At 43.5% G+C, this 12,156-nt stretch carries 10 protein-coding genes, 1 pseudogene and 2 riboswitches; of the genes and pseudogenes, 3 read left to right on the top strand and 8 right to left on the bottom strand.

Annotated features, from left to right (window positions below):
- Window positions 1-310: 310 nt before the first annotated feature.
- The 3 genes and pseudogenes from AM500_RS09340 to AM500_RS09330 form a co-directional block, all read right to left on the bottom strand.
- Window positions 311-1,171, bottom strand: a complete 861-nt coding sequence (locus tag AM500_RS09340) for an LAGLIDADG family homing endonuclease (protein WP_197282679.1) — start codon at window positions 1,169-1,171, stop codon at window positions 311-313.
- Window positions 1,172-1,399: 228 nt separating this feature from the next.
- Window positions 1,400-2,188: pseudogene (locus tag AM500_RS09335) on the bottom strand (ribonucleotide reductase N-terminal alpha domain-containing protein); the annotation flags it as partial.
- A gap of 355 nt (window positions 2,189-2,543) precedes the next feature.
- On the bottom strand, window positions 2,544-3,377 hold the full coding sequence (locus AM500_RS09330; protein ID WP_053598969.1) for a lipoate--protein ligase family protein: 834 nt from the start codon (window positions 3,375-3,377) through the stop codon (window positions 2,544-2,546).
- A gap of 200 nt (window positions 3,378-3,577) precedes the next feature.
- Between AM500_RS09330 and AM500_RS09325 the strand changes: the two genes are divergently transcribed.
- Window positions 3,578-3,961, top strand: a complete 384-nt coding sequence (locus AM500_RS09325; RefSeq protein WP_043932787.1) for a rhodanese-like domain-containing protein — start codon at window positions 3,578-3,580, stop codon at window positions 3,959-3,961.
- Between the two features lie 138 nt (window positions 3,962-4,099).
- Here AM500_RS09325 and gcvPB read toward each other — a convergent pair whose 3' ends face one another.
- From gcvPB to gcvT, 3 genes are read right to left on the bottom strand one after another with little or no spacing between them, the layout of a single operon-like run.
- A complete protein-coding gene (gene gcvPB / locus AM500_RS09320; RefSeq protein WP_053598968.1) occupies window positions 4,100-5,560 on the bottom strand; it encodes an aminomethyl-transferring glycine dehydrogenase subunit GcvPB in 1,461 nt (486 codons plus the stop codon).
- A complete protein-coding gene (gene gcvPA, locus AM500_RS09315; protein WP_053598967.1) occupies window positions 5,553-6,899 on the bottom strand; it encodes an aminomethyl-transferring glycine dehydrogenase subunit GcvPA in 1,347 nt (448 codons plus the stop codon). Before gcvPA ends, gcvPB begins: the two co-directional genes overlap by 8 nt.
- 15 nt (window positions 6,900-6,914) lie before the next feature.
- Window positions 6,915-8,021: a glycine cleavage system aminomethyltransferase GcvT gene (gene gcvT / locus AM500_RS09310; RefSeq protein WP_053598966.1), complete on the bottom strand. Its 1,107-nt coding sequence runs from the start codon at window positions 8,019-8,021 to the stop codon at window positions 6,915-6,917.
- Between the two features lie 124 nt (window positions 8,022-8,145).
- Window positions 8,146-8,227, bottom strand: a riboswitch (glycine riboswitch).
- A 3-nt stretch (window positions 8,228-8,230) separates the two neighbouring features.
- A riboswitch (glycine riboswitch) is annotated at window positions 8,231-8,320 on the bottom strand.
- 203 nt (window positions 8,321-8,523) lie between these two features.
- Here gcvT and AM500_RS09305 point away from each other — a divergent pair.
- Both AM500_RS09305 and AM500_RS09300 read left to right on the top strand, forming a co-directional pair.
- The gene (locus AM500_RS09305) at window positions 8,524-10,221 is read left to right on the top strand and encodes a DEAD/DEAH box helicase (protein ID WP_053598965.1); all 1,698 of its coding nucleotides are present in this window, start codon (window positions 8,524-8,526) and stop codon (window positions 10,219-10,221) included.
- Window positions 10,190-10,981 (top strand): YqhG family protein, encoded by a 792-nt coding sequence (locus tag AM500_RS09300; protein ID WP_053598964.1) that lies wholly within the window; start codon window positions 10,190-10,192, stop codon window positions 10,979-10,981. The genes AM500_RS09305 and AM500_RS09300 overlap by 32 nt, the downstream gene beginning before the upstream one ends.
- Before the next feature lie 147 nt (window positions 10,982-11,128).
- On the opposite strand, the gene AM500_RS09295 is transcribed toward AM500_RS09300, so the two are convergent.
- Together AM500_RS09295 and AM500_RS09290 are read right to left on the bottom strand one after the other, a co-directional pair.
- Window positions 11,129-11,371 carry a DUF2626 domain-containing protein gene (locus tag AM500_RS09295; RefSeq protein ID WP_043934258.1) on the bottom strand — a complete coding sequence of 81 codons (243 nt, stop codon included), beginning with the start codon at window positions 11,369-11,371 and terminating at the stop codon, window positions 11,129-11,131.
- A gap of 83 nt (window positions 11,372-11,454) precedes the next feature.
- Window positions 11,455-12,156: a helix-turn-helix transcriptional regulator gene (locus tag AM500_RS09290; protein WP_053598963.1), complete on the bottom strand. Its 702-nt coding sequence runs from the start codon at window positions 12,154-12,156 to the stop codon at window positions 11,455-11,457.

The raw sequence follows: 12,156 nt of genomic DNA, 5'->3' as shown, positions 1-12,156 counted from the left end.
GACTCACTCTCTAGTCGTTTAACCTTCGCCATTACCTTTGCCCAATGACGCTTGGCTGCAGATTGTCCAATGCATGGCAATTTTTATAGCATTCACGCTCACCGTTTCCAGTCACGTTGTAGCTTGCCAGCCTCTAAGGATTTCCCCGCAATTCACCCGATTTTCTGGTCGCTCATTTTCTGAACGACGCGGACTAGTGCATCTGTTAATCCGCCAACATTATCATCTGTGCTCCACGCTTATTTGTTACCGCTTTTTAAGCGGGCCTGGTCATTTCTGCCAGGCTCTCATACTTTCATATGAGACCAGACTATATCATCAAAGAGAGAAATTTATAATATTTTCGATTAAGTTTTAAAGTTCCACTATTATAGAGGCTTTCATAGATTAACCGCACATCGTTCAAACTTGAGAAGTAGAGGTCATAACAGCCTTGTTTGGGAATGATGGATTTCACATTATTACCAATTCCATTTTCCTGCATAAAACTCAATATAGCTTCCATCATTTCTCTAGAACCAGTAAAACCTAACCTAGTTTTAAGATAACCATTTCTGAAGTAAACTCGGATATGACCATCTGCATCAAAAAATCCTCTTAAAAAAGCCCATTGCAATTGCTTATCCATAAAATTAATCCATTTTTCGGAACCAGTTTTTTGGGGTCTGATCCCCAAGTCGATTAAATCATTACATATTTGAGTCGAGTTTACTGGTAAGGAGTATTTATTTTGCTCTTTTGGATTATTGGCTTTTCTAAACTTGATTACAGGAGTCATATTCAACTCAGCTGCTATATCAAATAGCAGTTGCCTATCATTTTCGGCTAAGCTTAATACTAATCGTTTTGATTTTTTTCTATCAATTAAAGTTCCGTCTCCCAGAATGTATCCAACCAAATATGCTTGATTGGGTTTCCTAATTTCCGAGAAATAATTCTCATTGTATTGATAGGTTCTAGATTTTAACTTTCCCGCTTCTCCTGGCTTTCGAGGAGTAAAGAAGTTCATTTCTTTATTCCATCTTAAAATCGTCCCTCTACTTACATGAATGATTTTTGCGATATCAACCTGACTTAATCCTTGATTATGCAGTTCTATAATAGTTTTAACTAATCTCTCTTTGTCTCGCGCCCCATATGCCCGTCTCCGTGGCTTATGGTTTACTTTCACCTTGGATTCCATCCTTAACATCCCTTCCGGCAATATTCGAGTAGAATCTTTAGATGATTTCAATAGTCGTTGGACGTTCATCTCCGTTTCCAGAGATGCTTCGCTGCTGATTGCCCAATCCTTATCATTTTCGAACCATCACGCTCACCGTTACCAGTCACGTTGTGGTTGATAAGGCTCTAAGGGTGTTCCAGCAATTCACGAGATTTTAATCCCGCCATGGTTTTAACGGGACCCGCCCTGCTCAACCAAATGCGTCAGCTTGGCGATGTCATCCAGCCATGATACCGAACCGGAAGATTTACCGTTTACGCCCCTCGCAAGTGCAGCGCGAGGACGAAGTGTTGAACCGTTTGTTCCTACCCCTCCGCCGCGACTCATGATTTCCATTACCTTTTTGCGGTGGTCGGAAATTCCTTCACGGGAATCCTGGACAAATGGCATGACATAGCAGTTAAAGAATGTTACATCCGTTCCTGCTCCAGCCCCATACAGTACGCGGCCCGCTGGAATAAAGTTCATGTTCACAAGCTCTTCGTAGAACTTATTGAACCACTCAAGCCTTTTCTCCTCGGTTTTCTCCGCTTGTGCAAGGCCTGTTGCATTCCTCATGGCGATCTGCTCGTAGAAGATCTCAAGTGGCTTTTCAATCACATCAAGGGAACGGGTGATCACTCCTGTTTGTACTTCTTCAGGTGTATCCAGTACGCCCCTGAATTCCTCATCAACCTGTACCTGGGCGATCTTTTTTTCCCAGTCAATCTCGAGAATGTAGCCAAGACCCCTGGCAGGGAACTTAGGATCCTCCTTGACAGTCAGGACGACAAAATCACCTTTGGTTAACGTGATTTTTTCGGTATCCTTGAATGTATACCGGTCAAGCATGACCAGGCGGGATACCCCTTTGTGTGTAATGTGCATATCCGGTGTGACAGGATGAACCTGAGGAAACAATCGGATATCTTCATTAAGCCTATCAAAATCAATATTTAGTTTTTTCCTTAACGCAACAGACATGAGCACATCTCCTTTTCCTTTGATCCAAATCCACTTATGTCGAACTCTGTGATGTTTTGCTAGATATCTAGTTGTTTTTTGGATACCCTTAACCTATCATAGTGAAACCATCAAAATCAACATATAGTGCTTATTAATTTTTCGACAACACTATATATTGTGTTTAAGGCAAAAGAATAAAATTTTGTCAAAAATAGAATCACATAAAAACTAGAGTAAATGAGAGATTTCGCAGGAATTTCTACAGCAGACCATTAATTTTGACAAATTTCGAAGGTTGCCTCAAAACAATATAATTCTATAAAGAACAGGTGAATTTTTCCAATAATCAAGAAAAGAGCGGGAGCACCGCTCTTTATCGTTTAAAGTTCCATTCGTCGTTCTCATAAACGTCCGCTGCCAATTTTTTCACATACTCCATTTGCTCATCTGTCAGCTGATAGGAAATTAGTTCAATTTCCAGTCCTTTTTCAAATCCATTGAAAAACGCCGACTTTGCTTCGTCAATTCCAATCTTGCGAGGGCTGATATCATTGATTGGGACAGCTTTGTCTTTGAATGCAGACTTCATTCTTTCCTTCAGCCGCTCACTTGAATAATTGAACAGGCTGAAAAGCTTATCCTCATCAAGATCCAATAGGATGGAACCATGCTGGAGAATGACACCTTTTTGGCGTGTCTGGGCGCTTCCTGCAACCTTGCGTCCCTCAACGACAAGCTCATACCAGCTAGGCGCATCAAAGCAAACCGAGGATCGCGGATTTTTCAGCGCGCTTTTTTCCTCATCGGTTCTTGGAACGGCAAAATAAGCATCAAGGCCGAGATTTCGGAAGCCCTCTAGAATTCCTTCCGAGATAACTCTATATGCTTCTGTAACCGTGTGAGGCATTTTTGGATGTTGTTCGGAGACAATGACACTATAGGTTAATTCATGTTCATGAAGGACACCGCGGCCTCCTGTAGGCCTTCTAACAAAACCTAAGCCATGTTGTTTGACTGCTTCCATGTTAATTTCTTTTTCAACCTTCTGGAAATACCCGATAGACAGTGTGGCTGGATCCCATCCGTAAAACCTCACCACCGGGGGGATTTCGCCGGAACTGTGCCAACCAAGAAGGGCCTCATCCAGCGCCATGTTAAATGAAGGGGAACAATTTCCCGAATCTATAAAATACCATTGTTCTTTCATAAAAATAACTCCCTGCTTCGCTTTTACATTATGTGACACGATGTTAAGTCTAGCAAAAAGAGAGTCGATTTCAAAGCCAGACGAACCGGATATCCTTTTCCAATAAATGAATTTTGACAAATTCCCTTTACTGATTCGACATTTGGCTTATATAATTAAACATGTTGTTGTAGCATAGCTTGAAAGGGGCTCTTTACATTTTGGAAACACTATATTTCTTACTCGTACTGCTCGCTGGTTTTCTTGTCTATTCAATCATAGCCTGGCTGATCCAGCGCAGGATTGTAAAAACATTGTCGGAAGAAGAATTCCGGGCAGGCTACAGGAAAGCCCAGCTCATTGATGTGCGTGAACCAAACGAATACAATGCTGGCCATATCCTTGGTGCAAGGAACATCCCACTTTCCCAAATGAAGACACGGATCAAGGAAATTCGTCCGGACCAGCCTGTCTACCTTTATTGCCAAAGCGGAATGAGAAGCGGACGTGCGGCACAATTTCTATACAGAAGAGGTTATCGCAACCTTGTTCAGCTCCAAGGCGGCTTTAAAAAGTGGTCTGGAAAAATAAAAGCAAAAAAATAAAGAGAAAAACGCACTGTCAATCCTTAATCGACAGTGCGTTTTTTTGCAAATACATACGAAATCTTTTTTCAAAACCACATTTAGTGATATTCCCTCTGCATATAAACGCCCGTACTTTGCAGTACGGGCGTTTCATATTTATGCCTGTTTATATCTTAATACCGGTTTTCTTGCTGCAGTTGTTTCATCTAGCCGTCCAACCACCGTCGTATGAGGCGCTTCCTGGACGATTTCCGGGTTTTCCTCAGCTTCTTTCGCGATTTGGATCATTGTATCGATAAACCCATCCAGCGTTTCTTTTGACTCAGTTTCAGTTGGCTCAATCATGATACATTCCTCTACGTTAAGCGGGAAGTAGATGGTTGGTGGATGATAACCGAAATCAAGCAGCCTTTTCGCAATATCGAGTGTCCTTACACCAAGCTTCTTCTGCCTGCGGCCGCTCAATACGAATTCGTGCTTGCAGTGCCTATCGAATGGAAGGTCATAATAAGGCTGTAATCTTCTCATCATATAGTTTGCGTTCAGCACTGCATACTCAGTTACCGCCTTCAAACCATCAGGGCCCATTGAGCGGATATACGTATAGGCGCGGACATTAATCCCGAAGTTTCCATAGTACGGTTTAACACGACCAATCGATTGCGGTCTGTCATAATCAAACACATACTTGTCTTCCCTCTTCGTAATGACCGGTTTTGGAAGATATGGAATCAAGTCAGATTTAACACCTACAGGTCCTGAACCCGGTCCGCCGCCACCATGCGGGCCAGTAAATGTCTTATGAAGATTAAGGTGGACCACGTCAAATCCCATGTCTCCAGGCCGTGCTTTGGAAAGTACTGCGTTTAGGTTCGCTCCATCATAATAAAGCTTTCCGCCAGCACCATGGACGATTTCGGCCATCTCAAGGATGTTTTCCTCAAAAAGCCCAAGTGTATTCGGATTTGTCAGCATCAGAGCGGCTGTATCCTCGCCTACTACTCTGCGAAGGTCATCCAGGTCAACTAATCCATGTTCATTCGATTTAACAGTAATCGTATCAAAACCGGCTACAGTTGCCGATGCGGGGTTTGTCCCGTGTGCAGAGTCTGGAACAACAACTTTGGTACGTTTTGTATCTCCGTTTGCTTCATGGTATGCACGGATCATCATTAAGCCTGTCCACTCGCCATGCGCTCCCGCAGCAGGCTGCAGGGTAACTTCGTCCATCCCGGTTATTTCCTTTAAATGCTGCTGCAAATCATAAAGCAGTTCAAGCGCACCCTGGACAGAGCTCTCATCCTGAAGAGGATGGATATGGGCAAAGCCGCTGTATCTAGCGACGTTTTCATTGATTTTTGGATTATATTTCATCGTACACGAGCCTAACGGATAAAATCCTGAATCGACGCCGTGGTTTCTCTTGGATAATGCTGTGTAATGGCGCATAATATCCAATTCGGAAACCTCAGGAAGATTTGGTTCCTCTTCCCGTACATAGCCGACTGGAAGTAGGCCATTCAAATCAAGTTCAGGGACATCCATTTCCGGCAGGCTGTAGCCGATGCGGCCAGGTTTGCTCATTTCGAAAATTAGCGACTGATCCTCGTTATGCATGTATATCCCCCAATTCCTTTGCAAATGTATCAATCTCTTCCTTTGTTCTTAGTTCAGTAACAGCAATTAGCATATGGCCATCAAGTTCCTTATAATCGCGGCCTAGATCATAACCGCCGATGAAACCTTTTTGCAGGAGTGCCTGGTTTACTTCCTTAACCGGCTTGCCCAATTTAATGACGAACTCATTGAAGGATGGTCCGTCCATAGCAATTTCAATTCCATTTTCACGCAAGGCCTTCTTGGCATAATGAGCTTTCTGGATGTTGGCTGCTGCCATTTCCCGGACTCCTTTTTTACCAAGAGCTGTCATCGCAACAGATGCTGCCAGTGCGTTTAGTGCCTGGTTTGAGCAAATGTTCGAGGTGGCCTTATCGCGGCGGATATGCTGTTCACGAGCCTGCAGGGTCAGGACAAAACCGCGGCGTCCCTGATCATCATGGGTTTGGCCGACAAGCCTGCCAGGAACCTTCCTCATCAGCTTTTCTGTTACGGCAAAATATCCGCAGTGCGGGCCGCCGAAAGCAGCAGGAATTCCAAATGGTTGTGCATCCCCTACAACGATGTCAGCACCGAATTTTCCAGGAGGTGTTAGAACTCCCAATGAAAGTGGATTGCTTGATACAACAAACATTGATTTTTCTGCATGCGCGATTTCTTCAATTTCTTTTAAAGGTTCAATCCTTCCGAAAAAGTTCGGATATTGGACGATTACTGCCGCAATATCAGAAGAAACCAATTCTTTCAAGGCATCAAGGTCCGTAACGCCTTCTGCCGCCGGGACTTCGACTACTTCGATATACTGCCCCTTTGCATAGGCCTTAACAACTTCACGGGATTCCGGATGAACAGTTTCCGAAATAAGAATCTTCTTCCTCCGAGTATGTCCCGCACTCAGCATCGCTGCCTCTCCCAAAGCTGTACCCCCGTCATACATAGAAGAGTTGGCAACATCCATGCCGGTGAGTTCGCAAATCATTGACTGAAATTCAAAGATGGCCTGCAGCTCCCCCTGGGAGATTTCAGGCTGATAAGGGGTATAAGCGGTATAAAACTCCGACCTGGAAAGAACATGGTCAACGATAACAGGCATATAGTGATCGTAAACCCCCGCGCCAAGGAACGAAGCATGGCTTTTAAAATCTGCATTTTTAGAAGCAAGGCCTGCTAGTTCTTTCATTAGCTGGGTTTCCGACTTGGCTTGCTTAATGTTATATTCTCCCTGGAAACGTACTCGTTCCGGGATGTCATTGAATAATTCTTCTACGGAATCGACACCTATTGTTTCCAGCATAGCTGCCTTGTCTTGTTCCGTCATAGGTAAATAGCGGTGCTTCATCTTGATTCCCCCTACTTATTTCTTTGCCCGTTTGTAAAAAGGAACGGGAACAATCTTAGCCTTAATTTTTTTACCGCGAATTTCAACTAGCAGCTCTTTATCAAGCTCTGCGTAACCGGCTTCTATCAACACGAGGCCAATATTACGTTTCAAAGTTGGTGACTGCGTTCCAGTAGTTACCTCGCCTATTTGGGTATCCCCGGAATAAACTGGATAGCCATGGCGCGGAATACCTCTGTCAATCATTTCAATTCCGGCAAGCTTTCTTGGTATGCCATTTTCTTTTTGCAGCTTTAGAACTTCTTTACCAATAAAATTACTTTCTTTGTTCAGCTTTACAGCAAATCCAATCCCAGCTTCCAATGGGGATATTTCCGGAGAAAGCTCTTGGCCGTAAAGTGCCAGAGTCGCTTCAAAACGAAGTGTATCACGCGCTCCAAGCCCACATGGCAGAACACCTTCCTCTTTACCTGCCTCAAGAATTTCCTTCCATAGCTTTACAACATCCTCAGGTTTGCAATATATCTCGAAGCCATCCTCACCGGTATAACCTGTCCTGGATACCAGACCTTTGGAGCCATTCAGATCTACACCATCCCTAAATTTGAAAAAGCCTATTTCGGAAAGATTATCCTGACTGGCAAGCTTTTGAAGTATCTGCTCGGCCAATGGGCCCTGAATTGCCAATTGAGCAGTTCTGTCCGAAAGGTTCTCGATGGTTACCTTTCCTTCCAGATGGTCTTCGAGCCAGCTGTAGTCCTTTTCGATATTCGAAGCATTCACCACAAGCAGATAGTCATCATTGCCTTTTTTATAAATAAGCAAATCATCTATCGTCCCGCCATTCTCATAGCACATAGCAGTGTACTGGGCGGCGCCGTCAGAGATTTTAGAAACATCATTCGTCATCATTTTTTGAAGGTAGGTGAGGCTATCTGCCCCTGTTACTGCAATTTCACCCATATGGGAAACATCAAACAGGCCTGCTTTTGTTCTTACAGCCTCATGCTCTTCTTTAATGCCGGAAAACTGGACAGGCAACTCCCAACCGCCAAAATCAATTGTCTTTCCGCCATATTCCTTATAGGTCTCGAATAAAGGCGTCCGCTTAAGTTCGGTCATGTATAAATCCCCCTTTTTCCTGAATCATTTTCTCGCATACAGCACCGGAACTTCCAAATTGGACCACCGTTCTATTTTTGGCCGCAAAAAAGGACAGATTACCCCCTTGGTCTAAAAAGGAGGTCTCTGTCCTTGCACCTGAAAGTTTTACCTAAAAGCAGGTTTTCCCCTTTGGTGGCTTCAACTATGTAAAGCTCTCTCCAGAGCTGCGTCCAGCAAGAGTTCTTTTGCCTGAGAGATTCACAAATTCATTGTTTGCTCCTTCGGCGCTACGGTGTAGTCTCTCCCCTTGCTTTCATCCGCAATTATAATATTTTTAAAGCTGGCCATACTAAGAAGCAATGGACAATCCGGAACTTGCTAACCGGAGATTATTGCAATTTTTGAAACTTTCAAGACTATCTTCATCCTACCATTAAACCATTTAGCAGAGCAATTCTTTTCTGGCTTACTATGGGTGTTGAAGTTTTTGGGATAGATTAACTTTTAAAGGGGTGTCCGCATGTCAGTAAAGATTGAATTCGATACAAGCTGGCAGGAAGGTTTTTTGCAGCGAATAGAAAACGATGGCCCCTGGGGCAATTGGGATCTCTTTAAACTAGCCACAGGTGCAACCGAATTCTTAGCCATCCCTGAATTTGAGGGTTTACAGGCTCCCAACTACCTCCCTGACCTGACCATCCTTCCCCATCAATTAGAAGCTGCCAGGCAGGTAGTGGAAAATATGAATGGAAAGGCTATTCTTGCCGATGAAGTAGGACTTGGAAAAACAATCGAGGCAGGATTAATTCTCAAGGAATATATGATTAGAGGTTTGGTCAAGAAGGTCTTAATACTCGTTCCCGCTTCCCTGGTTACCCAGTGGGCGATGGAGCTGAATTCAAAGTTTTATATACCAGCAGTTACCCAGAAAAAATCATATGTGTGGGAGCAATGCGATATTGTGGTTTCATCCATCGATACCGCTAAACGCAGTCCGCATAGAGAACTTGTCTACCAGCAGGATTATGACCTTGTCATTATCGATGAAGCACACAAGCTCAAAAATAACAAAACGAAAAACTATGAATTTGTACAGAACTTAAAAAAGAAATTCTGTCTTCTGCTAACAGCTACTCCGATCCAAAATAAAATCGATGAAATTTTCAATCTGGTCTCTCTCCTTAAACCTGGCCATCTCGGAAACGAGTCGGCATTTTATGATAAATATAAAAAGGACTCACGCACATTAAGTGATGACGCAAGTCTGAAAGAGCTTGTTAACAAAGTGATGATCCGCAACCGCCGTGGCGACACCGGAATTGAATGGACCAAGCGGCAAGTTGAAACTATGCCCATTGAATTCTCCAAAACGGAACGCGAATTGTATGATGCCATTTCCGATTTACGCTCTTCAGACGACTGGGCCCAATCAAGTGCTTTCTCACTAATGACCCTGCAGCGTGAGGCATGCAGCAGCCGTGAAGCCGTTTATTATACTTTGAAAAACATGCTCACCAAGAGAGAGAGCCCATCCCGTGAATTCGAGGCGAAAATCCAGGAGCTAATTGAAAAAGTCAATCATGTTGAGCGGAACTCCAAGGCTGAAAAAGCTCTGGAGCTCATTCAGCAGATAAATGATAAAGTGATTATTTTTACTGAGTATCGGGCAACACAGCTCTTCCTCCAATGGTATTTGCAGCAGCATGGAATAAGCTCAGTCCCGTTCCGCGGCGGGTTTAAACGGGGAAAGAAAGATTGGATGCGGGAACTGTTTGAGCACAGGGCTCAGGTCTTAATAGCCACAGAAGCCGGCGGGGAAGGAATCAATTTGCAATTTTGCCATCATATCATTAATTTTGACCTTCCATGGAATCCGATGCGGCTGGAGCAAAGAATTGGCCGTATTCACAGGCTGGGACAAAAAAACGATGTGAATATTTATAATTTTGCTGTTAAAGGCACTATGGAGGAACATGTACTAAAGCTTCTTTATGAGAAAATTAACCTGTTTGAAAAAGTGATTGGTGAGCTCGATGACATTCTTGTCCGATTGGAGCTGGGAAATATCGAGGAGCATCTAGCGGATATTTTCGGACACTCGGCCACTGAAGGTGAAATGAAAATCAAAATGGAAAACCTTGCTTCGATGATTGAATTCGCAAAAGGCAATACGGAGGAGGAACAGCATGCGGCAGCAAGACATTCATCAATTTCTTGAGAAATACTTCCGTTCGAACGATTGTGAAGTCATTGACAGGTCCCCGGGGCATTTGACCGTACAGTTGACGGCTGAAATTGACAAGGAACTAATGAACCGGCCCTTTTATTGGCATTACCTTGAAAAAACCGGCGGCACTCCCAATCCAATGTCAATTACCCTTATAACAGACTCGGCAAAAGCACCAGAGGGGTTGAAAGGAGAGCAAATCCATTTTGGCTCGCCAAGGCTCCATCAATTGTTTGAATCCGCGCGAAATCTCGCAAAATTTATCCGGCTTTACCACTCACATGAGGCGGGCTCGCACACACCATTGTTTCCATGGCTATGCCTAAACGTAAAGATTTCTTACCAATGTGACCGGAAAAGAGATATATTCAAGTCAATAGGTCTTCATCTGATAAACGGCAGGATGGTTGAAGGTTTTCATGAGCAAATGCTTTCTATTGCTCTCACTCCGAAAATCCCTGATTACTCATACACGCTTTCACCACTTGTCATGCCGAAAAGCGGATTTATTCGGATTGAAAATCATTTGAGGGCAGGCCTTGAAGCTGAGGACCATAGCTGGGCAGATGCCGCCAGAGAAAGATGGGAAAAGGATCAGCGGCTTCTTGATCACTTTTATGAAGATATGGAAGGCAACAGTGAAGAAAGTTATCTTATTGAAAAAAAAGCATTGCAGGAACAATATGAACCAAAAGTAGCTATCTCTCTTGTAAACGGAGGTCTCTTCTATTTGAAGGAAGACGCTGTTTAAATAGAAAAGCGGAGCGCCTTGGGCAGCGCTGTATGAACTGGACGATGAGCGCAAGCGCCTTTGTAAAAGTGTTATCATTTGCGAAATCTATGAAATGAAAAAACCGCCGGGTACAAGTCCCTGGCGGTTTTTGGCGAATAGTTTGAATCAATGTCCTCCGCCTAGCGGCATCATAAAGGTAGTCCAGTAGGTGAAGCCAGCAAAGAAAACTGTCAAATATGCACCAAATACATACATATACATGCGTTCAGATAATTTAAGATAACTTAATAGAACAAAGAATCCTGTCTGGGCCAGGAACAGCAGAGCTGTTTTAGGCATATGCCCCACATAAAACATTACCGTGAAAATTCCTGTCCAGAAGCCAAGTACCCTGTACATTCGCTCCATATGTAACCCTCCCTTTTACCCGCAGTACCATCGTACAATATTATAAGGTAAAAGAGAGACAAATGTAAACTTTTCTTTATCAGTTAATTTGTTACTAACGCCTGATAAGAACAAGTATCGCAGCCGTCAGCCATGTTTTGGCTTTCCTGAAGTTCGACATTTTCAAACAAAGCCTCGAACATTCCAACGAGGAATTCATGATGCATGCTGCAAACCGCTTCTGAATGCTCGCGTGCCACTTCCTTGAACGGGCAGTTGAAGATTTGGAAATAAATCTTGCTCTGCTCTCCATTCACTTCGAATTCCGGATAGAAACCAGCAAGTGTCGCGGCACTCTTTAGAATTGATACTTTTTCATCAAAAGTCATTTCATACCCGGACTGTTGTTTCTTGGATATCTCCTGTTCAATGACTTCCGTGCCGAATCGCTTTCCAGTCATATAAAGGGCTTTTTTACCTTCTTCCCCCAACGACATCATTGTCTGTATAGCCACTTTCGAAAGAAGCATATAATCTCTGAATGGGAAGTGCAGCTGGATGACATCATCGGAAAGTCGATAAAGCCTGCTAGGCCTGCCGCCTTTTCCAGTTTTCTTTGTTGCGGAAGCCAGCATGTTCACATCTTCAAGTTTTGATAAATGCAGGCGTGCAACATTGGGATGAATATTGAAATTATCGGCAACTTCCTGAACGGTTACTTCCTGGTGGCGTTTTGTAATGTATTGATAGATGTAATACCTGGTTGGATCAGACAACACATTTGTAATTTTTAACGTTTGCTCCAT

This window comes from Bacillus sp. FJAT-18017, from assembly GCF_001278805.1.
Classification (GTDB): domain Bacteria; phylum Bacillota; class Bacilli; order Bacillales; family Cytobacillaceae; genus Bacillus_D.
This window is presented reverse-complemented; position numbering and strand designations above follow the sequence as displayed.

Excerpts from the sequence above, each read along its gene's own strand:
- AM500_RS09330 (WP_053598969.1), bottom strand. The coding sequence starts at position 3,377 with ATGAAAGAACAATGGTATTTTATAGATTCGGGAAATTGTTCCCCTTCA.
- gcvPB (WP_053598968.1), bottom strand. The coding sequence starts at position 5,560 with ATGCATAACGAGGATCAGTCGCTAATTTTCGAAATGAGCAAACCTGGC.
- gcvPA (WP_053598967.1), bottom strand. The coding sequence starts at position 6,899 with ATGAAGCACCGCTATTTACCTATGACGGAACAAGACAAGGCAGCTATG.
- gcvT (WP_053598966.1), bottom strand. The coding sequence starts at position 8,021 with ATGACCGAACTTAAGCGGACGCCTTTATTCGAGACCTATAAGGAATAT.
- AM500_RS09305 (WP_053598965.1), top strand. The coding sequence starts at position 8,524 with ATGTCAGTAAAGATTGAATTCGATACAAGCTGGCAGGAAGGTTTTTTG.
- AM500_RS09300 (WP_053598964.1), top strand. The coding sequence starts at position 10,190 with ATGCGGCAGCAAGACATTCATCAATTTCTTGAGAAATACTTCCGTTCG.
- AM500_RS09295 (WP_043934258.1), bottom strand. The coding sequence starts at position 11,371 with ATGGAGCGAATGTACAGGGTACTTGGCTTCTGGACAGGAATTTTCACG.
- AM500_RS09290 (WP_053598963.1), bottom strand. The coding sequence starts at position 12,156 with ATGGAGCAAACGTTAAAAATTACAAATGTGTTGTCTGATCCAACCAGG.